General features: G+C 67.0%; 19 protein-coding genes. 15 read left to right on the forward strand and 4 right to left on the reverse strand.

Annotated features, from left to right (window positions below):
• Window positions 1-3: 3 nt before the first annotated feature.
• Window positions 4-864 carry a pyridoxal kinase PdxY gene (gene pdxY, locus CFB35_RS05580; RefSeq protein WP_059573971.1) on the reverse strand — a complete coding sequence of 287 codons (861 nt, stop codon included), beginning with the start codon at window positions 862-864 and terminating at the stop codon, window positions 4-6.
• Between the two features lie 184 nt (window positions 865-1048).
• Between pdxY and CFB35_RS05585 the strand changes: the two genes are divergently transcribed.
• Window positions 1049-2110: an alpha/beta fold hydrolase gene (locus CFB35_RS05585; RefSeq protein ID WP_059573970.1), complete on the forward strand. Its 1062-nt coding sequence runs from the start codon at window positions 1049-1051 to the stop codon at window positions 2108-2110.
• A 39-nt stretch (window positions 2111-2149) separates the two neighbouring features.
• Here the strand turns inward: CFB35_RS05585 and CFB35_RS05590 are convergent, their stop codons facing one another.
• Window positions 2150-3148, reverse strand: coding sequence for an LLM class flavin-dependent oxidoreductase (locus CFB35_RS05590; protein ID WP_059573969.1), 999 nt, complete (start codon window positions 3146-3148; stop codon window positions 2150-2152).
• Window positions 3149-3786: 638 nt separating this feature from the next.
• On the opposite strand from CFB35_RS05590, the gene hpnI reads away from it, so the two are divergent.
• From hpnI to CFB35_RS05615, 5 genes are all read left to right on the forward strand, one after another.
• Window positions 3787-4962, forward strand: a complete 1176-nt coding sequence (gene hpnI / locus CFB35_RS05595) for a bacteriohopanetetrol glucosamine biosynthesis glycosyltransferase HpnI (RefSeq protein ID WP_089464636.1) — start codon at window positions 3787-3789, stop codon at window positions 4960-4962.
• 135 nt (window positions 4963-5097) lie between these two features.
• Window positions 5098-6540 (forward strand): hopanoid biosynthesis associated radical SAM protein HpnJ, encoded by a 1443-nt coding sequence (hpnJ, locus tag CFB35_RS05600; protein WP_306427094.1) that lies wholly within the window; start codon window positions 5098-5100, stop codon window positions 6538-6540.
• Window positions 6541-6543: 3 nt separating this feature from the next.
• Complete coding sequence (hpnK, locus tag CFB35_RS05605) at window positions 6544-7428, forward strand: hopanoid biosynthesis-associated protein HpnK (protein WP_089464637.1); 885 nt, start codon at window positions 6544-6546, stop codon at window positions 7426-7428.
• A complete protein-coding gene (locus CFB35_RS05610) occupies window positions 7425-8474 on the forward strand; it encodes a lysylphosphatidylglycerol synthase domain-containing protein (RefSeq protein WP_059573966.1) in 1050 nt (349 codons plus the stop codon). The genes hpnK and CFB35_RS05610 overlap by 4 nt, the downstream gene beginning before the upstream one ends.
• 88 nt (window positions 8475-8562) lie before the next feature.
• Entirely contained in the window at window positions 8563-9117 is a 555-nt protein-coding gene (locus CFB35_RS05615; protein WP_006488732.1) for a hypothetical protein, read from the forward strand.
• Between the two features lie 3 nt (window positions 9118-9120).
• Here the strand turns inward: CFB35_RS05615 and CFB35_RS05620 are convergent, their stop codons facing one another.
• Both CFB35_RS05620 and CFB35_RS05625 read right to left on the reverse strand, forming a co-directional pair.
• Entirely contained in the window at window positions 9121-9417 is a 297-nt protein-coding gene (locus tag CFB35_RS05620) for a BrnA antitoxin family protein (RefSeq protein ID WP_027783976.1), read from the reverse strand.
• On the reverse strand, window positions 9401-9697 hold the full coding sequence (locus CFB35_RS05625; protein WP_059573965.1) for a BrnT family toxin: 297 nt from the start codon (window positions 9695-9697) through the stop codon (window positions 9401-9403). The genes CFB35_RS05620 and CFB35_RS05625 overlap by 17 nt, the downstream gene beginning before the upstream one ends.
• Window positions 9698-10094: 397 nt before the next feature.
• Here CFB35_RS05625 and CFB35_RS05630 point away from each other — a divergent pair, with 397 nt between their 5' ends.
• The 9 genes from CFB35_RS05630 to astB all read left to right on the forward strand — a co-directional run bounded on the left by CFB35_RS05630 (window position 10095) and on the right by astB (window position 20557).
• Window positions 10095-10784, forward strand: a complete 690-nt coding sequence (locus CFB35_RS05630; RefSeq protein ID WP_006488734.1) for an ABC transporter permease — start codon at window positions 10095-10097, stop codon at window positions 10782-10784.
• On the forward strand, window positions 10781-11494 hold the full coding sequence (locus CFB35_RS05635) for an ABC transporter permease (RefSeq protein ID WP_059573964.1): 714 nt from the start codon (window positions 10781-10783) through the stop codon (window positions 11492-11494). The genes CFB35_RS05630 and CFB35_RS05635 overlap by 4 nt, the downstream gene beginning before the upstream one ends.
• A gap of 20 nt (window positions 11495-11514) precedes the next feature.
• A complete protein-coding gene (locus CFB35_RS05640; protein ID WP_006488736.1) occupies window positions 11515-12315 on the forward strand; it encodes an ABC transporter ATP-binding protein in 801 nt (266 codons plus the stop codon).
• Between the two features lie 21 nt (window positions 12316-12336).
• Window positions 12337-13377, forward strand: coding sequence for a GlxA family transcriptional regulator (locus CFB35_RS05645; RefSeq protein WP_059573963.1), 1041 nt, complete (start codon window positions 12337-12339; stop codon window positions 13375-13377).
• Between the two features lie 995 nt (window positions 13378-14372).
• Window positions 14373-15605, forward strand: coding sequence for an aspartate aminotransferase family protein (locus CFB35_RS05650; RefSeq protein ID WP_059573962.1), 1233 nt, complete (start codon window positions 14373-14375; stop codon window positions 15603-15605).
• A gap of 30 nt (window positions 15606-15635) precedes the next feature.
• Complete coding sequence (aruF, locus tag CFB35_RS05655) at window positions 15636-16703, forward strand: arginine/ornithine succinyltransferase subunit alpha (RefSeq protein WP_059573961.1); 1068 nt, start codon at window positions 15636-15638, stop codon at window positions 16701-16703.
• Window positions 16700-17731, forward strand: coding sequence for an arginine N-succinyltransferase (gene astA, locus CFB35_RS05660; protein ID WP_059573960.1), 1032 nt, complete (start codon window positions 16700-16702; stop codon window positions 17729-17731). Before aruF ends, astA begins: the two co-directional genes overlap by 4 nt.
• 7 nt (window positions 17732-17738) lie before the next feature.
• A complete protein-coding gene (gene astD, locus CFB35_RS05665) occupies window positions 17739-19202 on the forward strand; it encodes a succinylglutamate-semialdehyde dehydrogenase (protein ID WP_059573959.1) in 1464 nt (487 codons plus the stop codon).
• A gap of 14 nt (window positions 19203-19216) precedes the next feature.
• Complete coding sequence (astB, locus tag CFB35_RS05670; protein WP_059573958.1) at window positions 19217-20557, forward strand: N-succinylarginine dihydrolase; 1341 nt, start codon at window positions 19217-19219, stop codon at window positions 20555-20557.
• Window positions 20558-20563 lie beyond the last annotated feature (6 nt).

Consider the following 20563-nt stretch of genomic DNA (forward strand, 5'->3'; position numbering starts at 1 on the left):
GCGTCAGGCGTCGGTCACCCACGCGCCGAACCATTCGCTCGGGCGGGCGATCTCGTCCTGCGCGGCGACGAGTTCGAGTTCGTAACGGCGTGCGTCGTAGGTGGCCTTCACGACCGCATGCACGGCCGCGAGCGTGTGTTCGAACGCGGCGCGCACGGAGTCGCCGCGCAGCCGGCACGCGACGAAGATCGCACTGGTGAGGTCGCCGACGCCGACCGGGTGGCGCGGAAACGCATACAGCGGCCGCTGGCCGATCCACGCTTCGGTTTCGGTGACGGCGAGCATGTTGAAACGGTCGGCCGGGCTGTTGCGGTCGTGCAGGTGCTTGACGAGGATGATCTGCGGGCCGCGGCGGATCAGCGCGCGGCAGGCGTCGACGGCTTCGGCGACGGTCTCGATGCGCCGCCCGGCGAGCTTCTGCAGTTCGGTATGGTTCGGCGACATGCCGTCGGCGAGCGCGGGCACCTCCTGGACGATGAATTCCTCGACGCCGGGCTCGGGCCGGATGCCGCCCGTCTGGCCCATCGCCGGATCGCAGAAGTACCACGCGTTCGGATTCATCGCCTTCACCGCGCGCACGATCTCGACCGCCGCGCGCGCCTGCGGCGGCGAGCCGAGGAAGCCGGACAGCACCGCGTCGCAACGCTTGAGCGCGCCGATGGCGGCGATGCCGTCGACGAGCTGTTCCATCTTCGCGGCATCGATCGCGCTGCCGGCCCAGTGGCCGTACTGCATGTGATTCGACAACTGGACGGTGTTGAGCGGCCAGACGTTGACGCCGAGGCGCTGCATCGGGAACACGGCCGCACTGTTGCCGGCATGGCCGTAGATGACGTGCGACTGAATGCTGAGGACGTTTTTCATGGGAATTCGCCTGCACGCGTTTCAGGGTCACGTCACACGATACCCGAGTTCGTCATACGCGCGGAAGTCGCGCGCCCCCGGAGTGTTGCGCGCCGTCGTCACGCGAGCGCGTAGAATCGCGGGGCGCGAGCCCGTCCCGCCGCACTCCGGCGGCCCGCGCGCGTCCCCCATCACCGTGATCGCCATGCTTTCGATTTGCAAGATGTTGTCCGTCGCGCGCGCCGCGGTGCTCGGCGCGAGCGCCGCCGCCGCGTGCGCGCTGCCCGTTGCGGGCGTTGCCGCGACGCCCGCCGCCAACGACGGGCCCGCGTACGGCCCGCGGCTGGAAGGGTTTGCGTATCCGGCGCACGTGCACGCGTACGCGTTCGTGTCGCAGCGGGAAACCCTCGAGATGGCGTACCTCGACGTGCAGCCCGCGCACCCGAACGGCCGCACCGTCGTGCTGCTGCACGGCAAGAACTTCTGCGCGGCGACCTGGGAAGACACGATCGACGTGCTGAGCCGCGCCGGCTATCGCGTGATCGCGCCGGACCAGATCGGTTTCTGCAAGTCGTCGAAGCCCGAGCGCTACCAGTACAGCTTCCAGCAACTCGCGCGCAACACGCACGCGCTGCTCGAATCGCTCGGCGTGAAGTCGGCGACGATCATCGGCCATTCGACGGGCGGGATGCTCGCGATCCGGTACGCGCTGATGTATCCGAAGGCGACCGACCAGCTCGTGCTCGTGAACCCGATCGGCCTCGAGGACTGGAAGGCGCTCGGCGTGCCGCCGCTGTCGGTCGACTACTGGTATGCGCGCGAGCAGAAGACCACGGCCGACGGCATCCGCCGCTACGAGCAGGCGACCTACTATGCGGGCAAGTGGTCGCCGTCGTACGAACGCTGGGTGCAGATGCTCGCCGGGATGTATCGCGGCGCCGGCCGCGACGCGGTCGCGTGGAACTCCGCGCTGATCTACGACATGATCCTCACGCAGCCGGTGGTCTACGAATTCGGCGCGATCCGCGTGCCGACGCTGTTGATGATCGGCGACAAGGACACGACCGCGATCGGCAAGGACGCCGCGCCGCCCGACGTGCATGCGAAGCTCGGCCGCTATCCGGAGCTCGCGAAGCGCACGCAGGCCGCGATTCCCGGCGCGCAGCTCGTCGAATTCCCGGCGCTCGGGCACGCGCCGCAGATCCAGGACCCCGACGCGTTCCACAAGGCGCTGCTCGACGGGCTGGAGGCCGTGCGCCCGCAGTGACGCGGAGCAGGCCGCCGCCGGCCGCGCACCGTCGGGCGGTCAGCCTGCCTCGTTCGCGAGCTCGTCGCGGATCTGCGCGGCCAGTTCGAACGAGCGCAGCCGCGCGGCGTGATCGTAGATCTGCGCGGTGATGATCAGCTCGTCGGCGCCCGTCTGCGCGATGCGCTCGCGCAGCTTGTCGCGCACCGTGTCGCGCGAGCCGACCGCCGCGAACGACAGCGAATGCGCGACGGTCGCGAGTTCGAGTTCGTTCGCCTCGAGCACGTCGACGGGCGGCGGCAGCTTGCCCGGCGTGCCGCGCCGCAGGTTGATGAACTGCTGCTGCAGCGACGTGAACAGGCGCCGTGCCTCGTCGTCGGTCTCGGCCGCGAACACGTTGACGCCCACCATCGCATGCGGCTTCGGCCACGCGGCCGACGGCCGGTACTGCGCGCGATAGATCTCGAGCGCGCGCATCAGGTAATCCGGCGCGAAGTGCGACGCGAACGCGAACGGCAGCCCGAGCATCGCCGCGAGCTGCGCGCTGAACAGGCTCGAACCGAGCAGCCACACCGGGACGTCGAGCCCCGCGCCGGGCACCGCCCGCACGCGCTGGCCGGGCACCGGCTCCGCGAAGTAGCGCTGCAGCTCCGCGACGTCGTCCGGAAACGAATCCGCGCTGCCGATCAGGTCGCGGCGCAGCGCGCGCGACGTGGTCTGGTCGGTGCCGGGCGCGCGGCCGAGGCCGAGGTCGATGCGCCCCGGATACAGCGACGCGAGCGTGCCGAACTGTTCGGCGATCACGAGCGGCGCATGGTTCGGCAGCATGATGCCGCCCGAGCCGACCCGGATCGTGCGCGTGGCGCCCGCGACGTGGCCGATCACGACGGCGGTGGCCGCGCTCGCGATGCCCGGCATGTTGTGATGCTCGGCCAGCCAGTAGCGCCGGTAGCCCCAGCGTTCCGCGTGCTGCGCGAGATCGACGGTGTTGCGGAACGCTTGCGAGGCGTCGGCGCCGGCCGGGATGGGGGCGAGATCGAGTACGGAAAACGGTGTCATCGGAAGACCTTCGAAACGGGTGGCGTGGTGATGCGCTGACGCAACAAACGCCAACGATTTTGCCAAAGGGTTCCGGAACGTGCTGGCGGCGCGCGCATACCCATGCGCCTTACAGGGACGCAGGGTTCCTTGCGATGATCGTTGCAAAAATCAATCTAATCGCTGGTTAATTACCAAACTTTACGGCGATTGGAAATGAAACCGCATCGACATACAAATTTGCACGAAATGTCTGATTTTAAAGACTGCAATACGCCTGCAAAGTACTTACGCTAACGTGAACGTGGCCGGGCCGATCGGGTTCGTCGACCGCTCAGCTTTGCTGGAATCGCACTAGTCCGTTTCCCGGAACGCCGAGCGCCGGGCGCGCGCCGACTGTTAAAATCCGGCGCCTGCCCATCTTGTGCCGATGGAGCCATTCGAGTCTTCCCGCATGCCGTCCGGGCGCTGCGCGGGGATACGCCACGCGAAGCCGGGCATGGCCGCACCCGAACGACGGGTCGTGCCGCCCCCATTACAGACGCTGCAGGAACAAGGAGTCGGGTCGTGCCCGCGTTCGTCGTAGTCGGAATACCGCATCACGTTCAATCACGCTCGAGCGTTTGCCGTGGCGCCCAGGTCGCCGGGAGGCGTCGCGCATGACGCCGATCGTCACGCTGCTCGACTGGCTCCTGATCGCGTTCACGCTCGCCGCGGCCGGCTATGCGCTCGTCGCGGCCTTCGCGCCGCGGCCGCGCACGCCGCGCACGGCGGTGCGCGACGGCTTCGAGCCGGTCAGCGTGCTGAAGCCGTTGTGCGGCGCGGAGCCGCACCTGTACGACAACCTCGCGACCTTCTGCGCGCAGCGCCATCCTTGCTACGAGGTGCTGTTCGGCGTCGCATCGCCGGCCGATCCGGCCATCGCCGTCGTCGAGCGGCTGCGCGCCGCTCATCCGGCGTGCGACATCACGCTCGTGGTCGACGCGCGCGTGCACGGCAAGAACCTGAAGGTCAGCAACCTGATCAATCTCGCCGAGCGCGCGAAATACGGACGCATCGTGATCGCGGACAGCGACATCGCGGTGCAGCCCGACTATCTGGAGCGCGTGACGGCGCCGCTCGCCGACGCGTCGGTCGGGGTCGTCACGTGCCTGTATCATGCGCGCAGCGTCGGCGGCTTCTGGACGCGCATCGGCGCGCAGTTCGTCGACGCCTGGTTCGCGCCGTCGGTGCGCATCACGCACCTCGGCCGCTCGAGCCGCTTCGGCTTCGGCGCGACGCTCGCGCTCACGCGCGACACGCTCGAGCGGATCGGCGGCCTCTTCGCACTGAAGGACGAACTGGCGGACGATTTCTGGCTGGCCGAGCTGCCGCGTCGGCTCGGGCGGCGCACCGTGCTGTCCGAGGTCGAGGTCGCGACTGACGTGATCGAACCGTCGTTCGGGCCGCTGTGGCGCCGCGAGACGCGCTGGCTGCGCACGATCCGTTCGCTGAACCCGGCCGGCTTCGCGTTCCTGTTCATCACGTTTACCGCGCCGTGGCTCGCGATCGGCGCGGCGCTCGCGTGGCGCCTCGACGGCACCTTCGCCGGCACGCTGGCGGGCGGGGCGGCCGCGCTCGGCGCATTCGGGCGGCTCGTGCTGCACGCGCGCGGCGAGGACGGCTGGCGCGCGTTCTGGCGCGACCTGCCGCTCGTCCCGGTGCGCGACACGCTGCTCGCGCTGGAGTGGCTCGCGGCCGTGTTCGGCACCCATGTCGTGTGGCGCGGCGCGAGGATGACGGTCGTCGGCGGCGAACGCGCGACGGCGGCCGTGGAAGCAGTGGACGGCCGCTAGGGCTGGCGATCGGACCCGGCCCGCGGGCCGACACGCGTCGCACGGCGCAGCCGCGCGGCGCGACATGACGAAGAGGCGGGCGCCGGCATGGCGGCCCGCGGATTTTTTGACTGAATCGTTGTAACGAAACGAACTATGCAGGCTACCGGAGCATTCATGAAAACGCTGTTCTTGCAGGCCCCTTCGTATGACGGCTTCGACGGCGGAGCCGGCTCGCGCTATCAGGCGAAGCGCGAAATCCGTTCCTTCTGGTATCCGACCTGGCTCGCGCAGCCGGCCGCGCTCGTGCCGGGCAGCCGCGTCGTCGACGCGCCGGCCGACGGCCTGTCGGTCGAGGAAACGCTGAAGATCGCCAACGACTACGACCTCGTGATCATCCACACGAGCACGCCGTCGTTCCCGACCGACGCGATGTTCGCGCAGGATCTGAAGAAGATGAAGCCGTCGATGCTGGTCGGCATGGTGGGCGCGAAGGTGATGGTCGATCCGCACAACTCGCTCACGGCGAGCGACGCCATCGACTTCGTGTGCCGCGAGGAATTCGACTACACCTGCAAGGAGCTCGCCGAAGGCAAGCCGTTCGCCGAGATCAAGGGCTTGAGCTGGCGCGCGAAGGACGGCTCGATCGAGCACAACGAAGCGCGTCCGATCCTCGAGAACATGGACGAACTGCCGTTCGTCGCGCCCGTCTACAAGCGCGACCTGAAGATCGACAACTACTTCATCGGCTACCTGAACTATCCGTACGTGTCGATCTACACGGGCCGCGGCTGCAAGTCGCGCTGCACGTTCTGCCTGTGGCCGCAGACGGTCAGCGGCCATCGCTACCGCACGCGCTCGGTCGAGAACGTGCTGGCGGAAGCGAAGTGGATCCGCGACAACATGCCGGAAGTGAAGGAGCTGATGTTCGATGACGACACCTTCACCGACGATCTGCCGCGCGCCGAAGCCATCGCGATCGGCCTGGGCAAGCTCGGCATGACGTGGTCGTGCAACGCGAAGGCCAACGTGCCGTACAAGACGCTGAAGGTGATGAAGGAAAACGGGCTGCGCCTGCTGCTGGTCGGCTTCGAATCGGGCGACGACCAGATCCTCGTGAACATCAAGAAGGGTGTGCGCACCGATTTCGCGCGCCGCTTCAGCGCGGACTGCAAGAAGCTCGGCATCAAGATCCACGGCACCTTCATCCTCGGGCTGCCGGGCGAGACGAAGGAAACCATCAAGAAGACGATCGAGTACGCGAAGGAAATCAACCCGCACACGATCCAGGTGTCGCTCGCCGCACCGTATCCGGGCACGACGCTGTACAAGCAGGCCGTCGAAAACGGCTGGATGGAAGAGAACAAGACGATCAACCTCGTCAGCAAGGAGGGCGTGCAGCTCGCGGCGATCGGCTATGCGCACCTGTCGCGCGACGAGATCTATCACCACCTCGAACAGTTCTATCGCGAGTTCTACTTCCGTCCGTCGAAGATCTGGGAAATCGTGCGCGAGATGCTGACGAGCTGGGACATGATGAAGCGGCGCCTGCGCGAAGGCGTCGAGTTCTTCCGCTTCCTGCGCGCGCACGAGGCCTGATCCGTGGCGACGCAGCGGGCGACGCGGGCGCTGATCTTCACCGCGGACGACTTCGGGCTGCACCCACGCGTCAACGCGGCGGTCGAGCGCGCGCACCGCGACGGCGTGCTGAACGCCGCGAGCCTGATGGTGGGCGCAACCGCCGCGCAGGATGCGATCGAGCGCGCGCGGCGGCTGCCGTCGCTCGCGGTCGGGCTGCATCTGGTGCTCGCGGATGGCCCGGCCACGCTGCCCGCGCATGAGATTCCCGCGCTCGTCGGGCCCGACGGGCGCTTCGGCGACGCGATGGCGAAGGACGGTTGTCGCTTCTTCTTCCTGCCGCACGTGCGCGCGCAACTGCGCCGGGAAATCCGTGCGCAGTTCGACGCGTTCGCGGCGAGCGGCCTGCCGCTCGACCACGTGAACGCGCACAAGCATTTCCACCTGCATCCGACCGTGCTGTCGATGATCGTCGAGATCGGCCGCGACTACGGGCTGCGCGCGGTACGGCTGCCGTACGAAACGAGCGCGCCCGCGCTGCTGAAGCCGTGGATCGCGCTGGTGCGCGCGCGGCTCGACCGCGCGGGGCTCGCGCACAACGACTACGTGGTCGGCATCGAGCATACGGGCGCGATGGACGAGGCCGTGCTGCTCGACGCGCTCGCGAAGCTGCCGCCGGGCGTCGGCGAGATCTACTGCCATCCGGCCGAAGCGGGCGATGGCCCGATCACGCCGACGATGGCCGGCTATCGCCCGGTCGACGAACTCGATGCGCTGCTGTCGCCGCGCGTCGCGGCCGCGCTGAAGGCGGCGGGCGTCGCGACCGGCGGCTTCGCCGACGTGTTCGGCGGGCCCGCGGCACGACGTGGCGTGCACGCGTCGCGCGCAGCGGGAGCGCAGCCGTCATGAGCAAGTGGATCAAGTGGCTCGGCTGGCCGATCGGCATCGGCATCCTGCTCGCGCTGGGGCTGCACGAAGGCGTCGATGACGTATCGCAGATGCTCGCGCGCGCCGGCTACGCGCTGCTGTGGCTCGTGCCGTTCCACGCGCTGCCGCTGTTGCTCGATGCGTACGCATGGCACCAACTGCTCGACCGGCGCGGCTCGCTACCGTTCCTGTGGTGGATCGCGACCGTGCGCGAGGCGGTGAACCGGCTGCTGCCGGTGGTCGGCATCGGCGGCGAGATCGTCGGCATCCGGCTCGCGCGCTGGCAGGTGCCCGACGCGAGCCGTGTGACCGCGTCGGTGATCGTCGAAGTGCTCGTGACGATCGTCGTCCAGTATGCGTTCGCGGCGCTCGGCCTCGTGCTGCTGCTCTCGACGACCGACAACATGGGCGGCGGCACGATCGGCCTCGCGCTGCTGCTGACGCTGCCGTTGCCGGTGCTCGGCGTGGTGCTGATGCGGCGCGGCGGCATCTTCCATGCGATCGAGCGTTTCGCGGGCCGCTTGCTCGGCGATTCGCACCGGCTGCTGCAGGGCGTCGACGGCCGCCGGCTCGACGCCGACATCGATTCGCTGATGTCGCGTACGGGCCTGCTGTTCAGCGCGTTCTTCTGGCAACTGGCCGGCTACGTGCTCGGCGCGCTCGAGATCTACTGGGCGCTCGCGCTGCTCGGCCACCCGGTGTCGATCGGCGGCGCGATCGCGATCGAGGCGATGACGCAGGCCGTGCGGCATGCGGCGTTCATGGTGCCGGGCGGGCTCGGCGTGCAGGAGGCGACCGTCGTGCTGCTCGCGCAGATGTTCGGCGTCGACCGCGAGACCGCGCTGTCGCTCGCGGTGGTCAAGCGCGGCCGCGAGGTGCTGTTCGGCTGCCTCGCGCTCGGCTCGTGGCAGCTTGCCGAGCTGGTGCGCACGCGCCGCCGCCTGGGCGCGCCGCCGGCCGGGCCGCGCGCGACGGCGCCGGCGAATCGGGCGCCCGAAACCCGGACCGAAACCGAAACGACGCATTGAACAGCGGACGGCCCGCGCGGCCCGTCTCGCGCTTTTGGCGTCGCGCGGGTATCCTTGCCGCGTGTTTTCTCCACGCGCCATTCTTCCGATGATTTTCCGTTTCCGGCTGCTTTCCGTGACGATGCTGGCCGCCGCGCTGGCGCTGACCGGTTGCGACGACCAGGGCCATCTCGACGTGCAACGTATCAGGGATTTCTTCAACGCGATCAAGCCCGCGCCGCTGCTGCTGAAGGGGCTGAAGGTCGGCGAATCGACCGAGGCCGACGTGCGCGGCACGATGGGCAAGCCCGAGACCGAGCGCACGTTCACCGACGGCTCGAAGCGTCTCGAATATCCGCGCGGCCCGATGGGCAACCAGACCTGGTTCGTCGATCTCGATGCGAACGGGCGCTACACGGGCGCGACGCAGGTACTGACCGCCGAGAATTTCGCGAAAGTGCGCCCGGGGATGGACGAGGACGAGGTGCGACGCCTGCTCGGCAAGCCGGGCGACATCGCGCAGTATCCGCTGAAGCCGGAGACGGTCTGGAGTTGGCGCTGGCTCGAGGACGGCGTCAACACCGACGCGTTCTTCAACGTCCATTTCGGCCCGGACGGGCTCGTCTACACGACTTCGCGCTCCGACATCCTGAAAGGGCGGTGACGCTCACGCGCGGCGCTTCTTCAGCCAGTCGCGCAGCGCGTCGTTCATGCGCGTCTGCCAGCCGGGGCCGTCGGCCCGAAACGCGGCGAGGATGTCCGCGTCGTAGCGAATGCTGACCTGTTCCTTCGGGTGCTCGAGCTTCGGGCGCCCGAACTTCTTCGCGACGACCTCGACGAACGGCTCCATCGCATCGATTTCTTCGTCGCTGAGTTCGTGGGCGTCCGGATCGGCGGCGATGCCGCGTGCGATCGCCGCTTCTTCCTCGGGCGTGTTGCGGATGAATTTAACGGCCTTCTTCATATCGAATCATCTCTCGGTTGTTGGCCTTTCGCAGGCTGACGACACGCAGCGTGCGGCCGCGCGGGACGACGATCGCCGTGTAGAGGCGCGGGCCGATCGGCACCAGACAGATCCAGCGCGCCTCGCCGTAGTCCCGGCGGGTATCCGGCCACGCGCGCACGGCTTCCCACTCGGCAAATTCCGCCATTCGCAGCGAGATGCCGTGTTTCAGCCGGTTCGACAGATCCTTGGCGTCGTCGAAAACGAACGGAATTTCGACTAATTGTGGATGCGAAAACATGAAGTGGCAAGCCGTTTTTGTGGATGCGAAAAGTAGAGGCCGCCACGAGTGACATCGGATCGGCGCGCAGCGCGTCGCGGGCATGAGCAAGCGATTGTGTGGCGTGTGTCCCGACCTGCCCATTCGGCCCGATGGCCAGTCCTGCGCTATATCGAAAAAGCGACCGGAAAATTGCAAAAAAACCGCTTCCCGGCATGTCATCCGACTGTCAGGGAACGGTTTTTTTCCTTTTGAAACAGCGGCGTAGGTCGTGTGCAGAAATGGTGGGACGAATTGTTGCGACGCAGCAATCGCGCGCATGGTGATTTGAGGCAAATAATTTCGCTTGCGACTATCCGCGTCACTCCGGCGCGGGACAGGCATGCGCGTCGGCATTCATTCAACTCTGGAGACGCGCGTGTTCCTTTACGGCTTTGGTCCCGTCCTCTGGGCCGGCACCGTGCAGACCATCGAGCTGTCGGTGCTGTCGCTCGCCACCGCGGTGGCGCTGGGGCTGATCGGCGCGGTGGCGAAGCTGTCGCACAACCGGGTGCTGCGAGCGATCGCGACCGGTTATACGACGCTGATCCGCTCGGTGCCCGATCTTGTGCTGATGCTGCTGCTGTTCTACAGCATCCAGATCTGGCTGAACCAGTTCACCGACCTCGTCGGCTGGAACCAGATCGACATCGATCCGTTCGTGGCCGGCGTGCTGACGCTCGGCTTCATCTACGGCGCGTACTTCACCGAGACGTTTCGCGGCGCGTTCCTGTCGGTGCCGCGCGGCCAGCTCGAAGCCGGTGCGGCTTACGGGATGAGCGGCGCGCGCGTGTTCGCGCGGATCATGTTTCCGCAGATGATGCGCTTTGCGCTGCCGGGCATCGGCAACAACTGGCAGGTGCTCGTGAAGGCGACCGCGCTGGTGTCGATCATCGGTCTCGCGGACGTCGTGAAGGCCGCGCAGGACGCCGGCAAGAGCACGTTCAACATGTTCTTCTTCATCCTCGTCGCGGCGCTGATCTACCTTGCGATCACGACCGTTTCCAACCTCGTGCTGATCCAGCTCGAGAAGCGTTATTCCATGGGCGTGCGGCACGCAGAACTATGATCGAGATCCTCCAGGAATTCGGCAAGGCGTTCCTTTTCTGGGACGGCCAGCGCCTGTCCGGCCTCGCGGTCACGCTGTGGCTGCTCGTCGCATCGATTTCGCTCGGCTTCGTGTGCGCGGTGCCGCTCGCGGTCGCGCGCGTGTCGAGAAACAAGTGGGTGTCGACGCCCGTGCGGTTCTACACGTACGTGTTCCGCGGCACGCCGCTCTACGTGCAGTTGCTGCTGATGTACACGGGCATGTACAGCCTCGAGTTCGTGCGCTCGCACTCGCTGCTCGACGCGTTTTTCCGCAGCGGTTTCAACTGCGCGATCCTCGCGTTCGCGCTGAACACCTGCGCGTACACCACCGAGATCTTCGCCGGAGCGATCCGTGCGATTCCGCATGGAGAGGTCGAGGCGGCGCGCGCGTACGGGATGTCGCCGTTCACGATGTACCGCCGCGTGATCCTGCCGTCGGCGCTGCGCCGTGCGCTGCCGCTGTACAGCAACGAGGTGATCCTGATGCTGCACGCGACGACCGTCGCGTTCACGGCGACCGTGCCGGACATCCTGAAGGTCGCGCGCGACGCCAATTCCGCGACCTACATGGCGTTCCAGTCATTCGGGATCGCCGCGCTGATCTATCTTGCGGTATCGTTCGCACTCGTCGCGGCGTTTCGCCGCGCGGAGCGCCACTGGCTCGCGTATCTCGCGGCCGCCCGTCACTGAATTACTTCGAGGAGAGCCAGTTGGCCGAGATCACTCAAACGAGCGCGTCCGCTTCCGTCAAGCTTGCCGCGGTCGATATCCACAAGCGCTATGGCGACAACGAGGTGCTCAAGGGCGTGTCGCTGAACGCGAAGGCCGGCGACGTCATCAGCATCATCGGCGCGAGCGGGTCGGGCAAGAGCACGTTTCTGCGCTGCATCAATTTCCTCGAGCGGCCGAATGCGGGGCAGATCGTCGTCGACGGCGAGGCCGTGCGCACGAAGACCGACCGCGCCGGCGCGCTCGAAGTCGCCGATCACAAGCAGTTGCAGCGCATCCGCACGAAGCTTGCGATGGTGTTCCAGCACTTCAATCTGTGGGCGCACATGAACGTGCTCGAGAACGTGATGGAGGCGCCCGTGCACGTGCTCGGCATTTCGAAGAAGGAAGCCGAGGAGCGTGCGCGCGAGTATCTGGAGAAGGTCGGTTTGCCGCCGCGCGTCGAGAAGCAGTATCCGTCGCATTTGTCGGGCGGCCAGCAGCAGCGCGTGGCGATCGCGCGGGCGCTGGCGATGCATCCTGACGTGATGCTGTTCGACGAGCCGACTTCCGCGCTCGATCCGGAGCTGGTGGGTGAAGTGCTGAAGGTGATGCAGAAGCTGGCCGAGGAAGGCCGCACGATGATCGTCGTCACGCACGAGATGGGATTCGCGCGCAACGTGTCGAACCACGTGATGTTCCTGCATCAGGGGCGGACCGAGGAAGAGGGCGATCCGAAGGAGGTGCTGGTGCGTCCGCAGAGCGAGCGGCTCAAGCAGTTCCTGTCGGGCAGCCTCAAGTAACGCGACAGGGCGGGTTTCAACGTGGTACCGGTGTCTCGTCCCGCAGGCGCCACCCGCACGACGCAGGTGGCGATCGTTGCATTGCCGCCCGTGTCGATGTCGGGCGTGGGGCCGATCGTCGATGCGCTGAATCTCGCGAACGAGATCGACGGGCGGCTTTTGTACCGCTGGCAGGTGTGTTCGTGGGATGGGCGGCCGGTGCCGCTCGCGGGCGGCGCGCAGTGGCATGCCGATGCGGCGTTCAACGATGCGATCGCGTGCGACTGGCTGATCGTCGTGTCGGAGCGGTTTCAGCAGTTTGCCGATTATCGGTTGTTTCTCGCGAGTCTCGCGCGGGTCGGGCAGCGCACGCCCGTTGTGACCGGCATTCATCACGGCGTGTGGTGGCTGGCGATGGCGGGGCAGCTTTCCGGGTATCGCGTGAGCGTGAACTGGGAGACGTATCAGCAGTTCGCCGAGCAGTTCGAGCGGTCGATCGTCACGCAGCAGATCTTCGAGATCGATCGCGATCGGGCGACCTGTGCCGGTGGGCAGGCGACCGTCGATTTCATGCTGGCCATGATTGGCCGCGAACATGGGGCGGACCTCGCGGAGCGGATTGCCGATGCGCTTGGGGCCGGCACGCTGCGCAGCGGTGAGGAGCGGCAGCGGATTCCTTTTGTTACCGCGCCCGGTGAGCGACATCCTCGGTTGAATGATGCTTTGCTTTTGATGGAAGCCAATATCGAAGATCCGTTGACGACCGATGAGATCGCCGGGCTCGTCGGCGTTTCACGCCGGCAACTGGAGCGGCTCTTTCGGCAGTATCTCGGGGCGATGCCCTCGAAGTATTACCTCAATCTTCGGCTGCTCAAGGCTCGGACGCAGTTGCAGCGGACCAGCAAGTCGGTCGTTCAGGTTTCTCTCGCTTGTGGGTTCTCTTCTGCCGCGCACTTCTCTAATGCTTACCGCGAAAGGTTCGGAGTCACGCCTCGGGAAGATCGGCGAGCGTGGCTCGAGAAGCAGACTGGCGGCGGCAGTGAACCTCGTGGAGGGGCGCTCGTCGAGCGCGAGAAGGGGTGATGTTCGGGGTGGTGAGCGGTCGTGCGGTTTGCTCTCTCGTGAAGTACCTGTGATCGTGTCGGTCTATTAGCGTCGCCCCTGCGCGGGGCAGCGGTCACTTTTCTTTGTCTTGCCAAAGAAAAGTAACCAAAAGAAAGGCGCCCGAAAACGCATGACCTCCCGGTGCCATGGCACTCAGAGTGGATCGCACAAAAGTGTCCGCGCCAGCCACGAACCCAGAGTGGTTCGAGCAATGGTTCTGACACCACTGGCCACCCCACGGAGCGGTATACCGTCCGCTAGCTCCGTCCTCGCTTCGCTCGGCCGACAGGTACTTCAAGGGCGCGGTTGCATTCACGCTTCTCTGCACGACTACCCGCCGCCAGGCACTTTTTTCGCGGCATTGGTAGCCCAATCTCTTGAAGATGTTCTCGCGACCGCGATGTGTTTGCGGCCCCAATTTTCTCGCGGCGGAGCGGCAAATTCCTGCATTTCGGAAGTTGTCTTTCGTCCAGGGGCGAGCGATGGCAGCTGGCTGGGGATGGATGGACCTGTCGGCCGAGCGAAGCGAGGACGGAGCTAGCGGACGGTATACCGCTCCGTGGGGTGGCCAGTGGTGTCAGAACCATTGCTCGAACCACTCTGGGGTCCTGACTGGCGCGGACACTTTTGTGCGGACCACTCTGGGGCGCCATGGCACCGGTAAGTCATGCGTTATCTGAGCGCCTTTCTTTTGGTTACTTTTCTTTGGCAAGACAAAGAAAAGTGACCGCTGCCCCGCGCAGGGGCGACGCTAATAGACCGACACGATCACAGGAATTTCACGACCCCGGAAGCGCCCCCGAGACAGCGAGAAAAAGCCGCAAAATACCGACCCACATCAACCAACCGACCTGCCCGGAAGGGCAAAACCCAAACCTTCCGATAGAACCCGTCGCAATTGCGCAAGACGCTTGCGTCGCCCTTACCTAAACTTGATCCTGTTGAACCCTCTTACGAAACCGAAAGGAACGACCATGACGACCTCGACCGTGACCCGCCAGACATTCGACGAAGTGATGGTGCCGGTATTCTCTCCCGCGCCGTTCGTGCCGGACCGTGCAGAGGGCTCGCGCGTATGGGACACGGCCGGCCGTGAATACATCGACTTCGCGTGCGGCATCGCGGTCACGTCACTCGGCCACGGCCACCCGGAACTGCTGAAGGTGCTGGACGAACAAGGCCGCAAGCTCTGGCACATCGGCAACGGCTACACGAACGAACCGGTCCTGCGCCTCGCGAAGCGCCTCGAATCGCTGACCTTCGCCGACCGCGCATTCTTCGCGAACTCGGGCGCGGAAGCGAACGAAGCCGCACTGAAGCTCGCGCGCCGCGTCGCCTTCGACCGCCACGGCGCCGACAAGGTCGAAATCGTGTCGTTCGTGCAGTCGTTCCACGGCCGCACGTTCTTCACCGTCAGCGTCGGCGGCCAGCCGAAATACTCGGAAGGCTTCGGCCCCGTGCCGGAAGGCATCAAGCACCTGCCGTTCAACGACATCGAAGCCGCGAAGGCCGCGATCGGCCCGAAAACCTGCGCGGTGATCGTCGAGCCGGTGCAGGGCGAAGGCGGCGTGATTCCCGCCGATCCGGCGTTCCTCAAGGCACTGCGCGAAGCGTGCGACGCGAACGACGCCCTGCTGATCTTCGACGAAGTGCAAACGGGCGTCGGCCGCACGGGCCAGTTCTACGCCTACATGGACACGGGCGTCACGCCCGACATCCTGACGACCGCGAAAGCGCTCGGCAACGGCTTCCCGATCGGCGCGATGCTGACGACGAACGAACTGGCCGCGCACTTCAAGGTCGGCGTGCACGGCACGACGTACGGCGGCAACCCGCTCGCATCGGCGATCGCCGACAAGGTCGTCGAACTGATCGGCGACCCGGCCCTGCTCGAAGGCGTGCGCGAACGCAGCGTGCGCCTGAAGGGCGCGCTCGAACGCATCAACGCGCGCTTCGGCATCTTCAAGGACATCCGCGGCAAGGGCCTCCTGGTCGGCGCCGAACTCACCGCCGCATTCGACGGCCGCGCGAAGGACTTCGTCACCGCCGCCGCCGAGCAAGGCCTGATCATGCTGATCGCCGGCCCGAACGTGCTGCGCTTCGTGCCGTCGCTCGTGATCCCGTTCGACCTGCTCGACGAAGGCGTGAAGCGCTTCGAGAAGGCAGTCGAGCAGGTGGTCGCGGCCCAGGAAGCCACCGCGCGCTGATCGGCGCCCCCATCGCAGACAGGAACGACGATGCTATTTGTTCGCCCCGGCAAACTCACGGATCTCGATGCGCTCGCGCACATGGCGCGCACCGCGCAGCCGGTCCTGCACTCGCTGCCGCACGACCGCGCGGCGCTCGAAGCGCGTGTGGCGCTCTCGGAAGATTCGTTTCGCGCGGACGTCGACTTCGCCGGCGAGGAGTTCTACCTCTTCGTACTCGAGGATTCGTCGACCGGCAAGCTGCTCGGCACGGCGAGCATCGTGGCCGCGGCCGGCTACTCGGAACCGTTCTACGCGTTCCGTAACGACGCGCTGATCCACGCGTCGCGCGAGCTGCACGTGAACCGCAAGATCCATGCGCTCACGATGTCGCACGAGCTGACCGGCAAGAGCCGGCTCGCGGGCTTCTACGTCGATCCGTCGCTGCGCGGCGACGCGGCCGCGCACCTGATCTCGCGCGCCCGGATGATGTACATCGCCGCGAACCGCCGCCGCTTCACGCCCGAAGTATTCACGCTGCTGCTCGGCGTGAGCGACGGCAACGGCGCATCGCCGTTCTGGGAAGCGGTGGGCCGCAAGTTCTTCGGCCGCGATTTCACCGACGTCGACATCGCATCGGGCGGCCGCAGCCGCACGTTCATCGCCGAAGTGATGCCGGCCTATCCGCTCTACGTGCCGCTGCTGCCGGAAGCCGCACAGCGCGTGCTCGGCGAGCCGAACGAAACGGCGCTGCTCGCATACGACATCCATCTGGAGGAAGGCTTCGAGCCCGACCGCTTCGTCGACATCTTCGACGCGGGCCCGGTATTGACCGCGCAGGTCGATCGCACCGCGTGCGTGAAGCACGGCGCGGAGCGCGTCGTGCGCGAGGCCGCGCATCAGCAGGGCGACGTCGCGTACCTGGTGTCGACGGGCAGCGGCGAATCGTTCCGCTGCGTGCTGGCCGACCTGCCGGGCGAGACGGCCGACGCGCGGGGCGCCGAGGCGCCGCTGGCCGGCGACGTGCGCGCGGCGCTCGACGTGAAGGAAGGCGATGTCGTGCGCTGCGTGCCGCTGCATCGCCGCGACGATGAAGAATCGAAGGGAGACGCAGCATGATCGTCGTTCGTGTCGTACAAACGGGCGACGTCGACGCGCTCGTGTCGCTCGCGCAGGAAACCGGGCCGGGCCTGACCACGTTCAAGCCCGACCGCGACGCGCTCGCCGCGCGCATCGAACGCTCGCGCCGCACGCTGGAGGGCAAGGCGGCGCCGGGCGAAGCCGGCTACTTCTTCGTGATGGAAGATTCGAAGACGGGCGACATCGCGGGCGTGTGCGGGATCGAGACGCAGGTCGGCCTCGAGCAGCCGTTCTACAACTACCGCGTGAGCACGGTCGTGCACGCGAGCCAGGAGCTCGGCGTGTGGACGCGGATGTCCGCGCTGAACATCTCGCACGACCTGACGGGCTACGCGGAAGTGTGCTCGCTGTTCCTGAGCCCGCGCTATCGCACGGGCGGCGTCGGCGGCCTGCTGTCGCGCTCGCGCTTCATGTTCATCGCGCAGTTCCGCGACCGCTTTCCGGAGCGCATCTGCGCGGAACTGCGCGGCCACTTCGACGAGGACGGTACGTCGCCGTTCTGGCGTGCGGTCGGTTCGCACTTCTACCAGATCGATTTCAACGCGGCCGACTACCTCAGCTCGCACGGCCGCAAGTCGTTCCTCGCGGAACTGATGCCGCGCTACCCGGTGTACGTCGACCTGCTGCCGCAGGACGCGCAGGACGCGGTCGGCCTCACGCACCGCGACACGCTGCCGGCCCGCAAGATGCTCGAGGCCGAAGGGCTGCGTTACCAGAATCACGTCGACATCTTCGACGCGGGCCCCGTGCTCGAATGCCACGTCAACGACCTGCGCACGGTGCGCGAGAGCGTCGTCGTGCCGGTCGCGATCGGCGCGCCGGACGCAACCGACAACGTACCGAAGTCGCTCGTGTCGAACACGTCGCTCGACGATTTCCGCGTCGGCGTCGCGCCGGGCGTGGTCGCGAACGGCGCGTTCGTGCTGTCGGCCGACGATGCCGCCGCGCTCGACGTGAAGGCCGGCGATCCGGTTCGCGTGCTGCCGCTCAAAGTCAAACAGGGATAAACGAATCATGACGGAACTCTTCATCGACGGCGCCTGGGTCGCAGGCTCGGGCCCCGTCTTCGCTTCGCGCAACCCGGGCACCGACGCGATCGCATGGCAGGGCGAAAGCGCGTCGGCGGCCGACGTCGACCGTGCGGTCGCGAGCGCGCGCCGCGCGTTCGCCGGCTGGTCGGCGCTCGACTTCGACGCGCGCTGCGACATCGTCAAGCGTTTCGCCGCGCTGCTCACCGAGCGCAAGGAAGCGATCGCGACCGCGATCGGCCGCGAAACCGGCAAGCCGCTGTGGGAAGCGCGCACCGAAGTCGCGTCGATGGCCGCGAAGGTCGCCATCTCGATCCAGGCCTACCAGGAACGCACCGGCGAGAAGCGCCAGGACATGGCCGACGGCGTCGCGGTGCTGCGTCATCGCGCGCACGGCGTCGTGGCCGTGTTCGGCCCGTACAACTTCCCCGGCCACTTGCCGAACGGTCATATCGTGCCGGCGCTGATCGCCGGCAACACGGTCGTGTTCAAGCCGTCCGAACTCGCACCGGGCGTCGCGCGCGCGACGGTCGAGGTGTGGCGCGAAGCCGGGCTGCCGGCCGGCGTGCTGAACCTCGTGCAGGGCGAGAAGGACACCGGCATCGCGCTCGCGAACCATCGGCAGATCGACGGGCTGTTCTTCACCGGCAGCTCGGATACCGGCACGCTGCTGCACAGGCAGTTCGGCGGCCGGCCGGAAATCGTGCTCGCGCTCGAGATGGGCGGCAACAATCCCCTCGTGATCGGCGAGGTCGAGGACATCGACGCGGCCGTGCATCACACGATCCAGTCGGCGTTCCTGTCGGCCGGCCAGCGCTGCACGTGCGCGCGCCGCATCTTCGTGCCGCAGGGCGCGTTCGGCGACCGCTTCCTCGCACGCTTCGCCGACGTCACGTCGAAGATCACCGCCGACGTGTTCGATGCCGATCCGCAGCCGTTCATGGGCGCGGTGATCTCGGCACGCGCGGCCGCGAAGCTGGTCGACGCGCAGGCGCGCCTGGTCGAGCAGGGCGCGAAGCCGATCATCGCGATGGCGCAGCGCGATCCGCGCCTCGGCTTCGTGAATGCGGCGATCGTCGACGTGACGGGCGTCGCGAACCTGCCCGACGAAGAGCACTTCGGCCCGCTCGCGCAGATCGTCCGCTACGCGACGTTCGACGAAGCGATCGAGCGCGCGAACGACACGGCGTTCGGCCTGTCGGCCGGGCTGCTCGCCGACGACGCGAAGGCATGGGAGCACTTCCGCCGCACGATCCGCGCCGGCATCGTCAACTGGAACCGCCCGACCAACGGCGCATCGTCGGCCGCACCGTTCGGCGGCACGGGCCGCTCGGGCAACCATCGCCCGAGCGCGTACTATGCGGCCGACTATTGCGCGTATCCGATGGCGTCGGTGGAAAGCACGCAACTGACCTTGCCCGCGAGCCTGTCGCCGGGCCTGCATTTCTGATCGAGGGAGCGACGATGAACGCACAAGAAGCCAATTTCGACGGACTCGTCGGCCCGACCCACAACTACGCCGGGCTGTCGTTCGGCAACGTGGCGTCGCTGAACAACGAGAAGTCGGCCGCGAACCCGAAGGCGGCCGCGAAGCAGGGGCTGCGCAAGATGAAGCAGCTCGCGGATCTCGGCTTCGCGCAAGGCGTGCTGCCGCCGCAGGAGCGGCCGTCGCTGCGCCTGTTGCGCGAGCTCGGCTTCTCGGGCAAGGACGCGGACGTGATCGCGAAGGCCGCGAAGCAGGCACCCGAACTGCTCGCCGCGGCGAGCTCGGCGTCGGCGATGTGGACCGCGAACGCGGCCACCGTCAGCCCGTCGGCCGACACGAACGACGGCCGCGTGCACTTCACGCCGGCGAACCTGTGCAGCAAGCTGCATCGCGCGATCGAGCATGAGGCGACGCGCCGCACGCTGTCGACGCTGTTCGCGGACCCCGCGCACTTCGCGGTGCATGAAGCGCTGACGGGCACGCCGGCGCTCGGCGACGAAGGCGCGGCGAACCATACGCGCTTCTGCGCCGAGTACGGCAAGCCGGGCGTCGAATTCTTCGTGTACGGCCGCGCGGAATACCGTCGCGGGCCGGAGCCGAAGCGTTTCCCGGCCCGCCAGACGTTCGAGGCGAGCCGCGCGGTCGCGCATCGCCACGGGCTTGCGGAGGAAGCGACGGTCTACGCGCAGCAGGATCCGGACGTGATCGACGCGGGCGTGTTCCACAACGACGTGATCTCGGTCGGCAACCGCGACACGCTGTTCACGCACGAACGCGCGTTCGTCAACAAGCAGGCGATCTACGACACGCTGACCGCCGCGCTCGACGCGCGCGGCGCGCGCCTGAACGTGATCGAGGTGCCGGACGCGGCCGTGAGCGTGAACGATGCCGTCACGTCCTACCTGTTCAACAGCCAGTTGCTGTCGCGCGCGGACGGCTCGCAGGTGCTCGTCGTGCCGCAGGAATGCCGTGAGAACGCGAAGGTCGCCGCCTACCTCGACCATCTCGCGGCCGGCAACGGCCCGATCCGCGACGTGCTCGTGTTCGACCTGCGCGAAAGCATGAAGAACGGCGGCGGCCCCGCTTGCCTGCGCCTGCGCGTCGTGCTGAACGAAGCGGAGCGCGCGGCCGTCACGTCGAACGTGTGGATCAACGACACGCTGTTCGCGTCGCTCGACGCGTGGATCGACAAGCACTATCGCGATCGCCTCGCACCGGAGGACCTCGCCGATCCGGCGCTGCTCGACGAATCGCGCACGGCGCTCGACGAGCTCACGCAGATCCTGCGCGTCGGTTCGCTGTATGACTTCCAGCGCTGAGGCACG

The organism is Burkholderia sp. AU16482 (assembly GCF_002223285.1).
Taxonomy (GTDB): domain Bacteria; phylum Pseudomonadota; class Gammaproteobacteria; order Burkholderiales; family Burkholderiaceae; genus Burkholderia; species Burkholderia semiarida.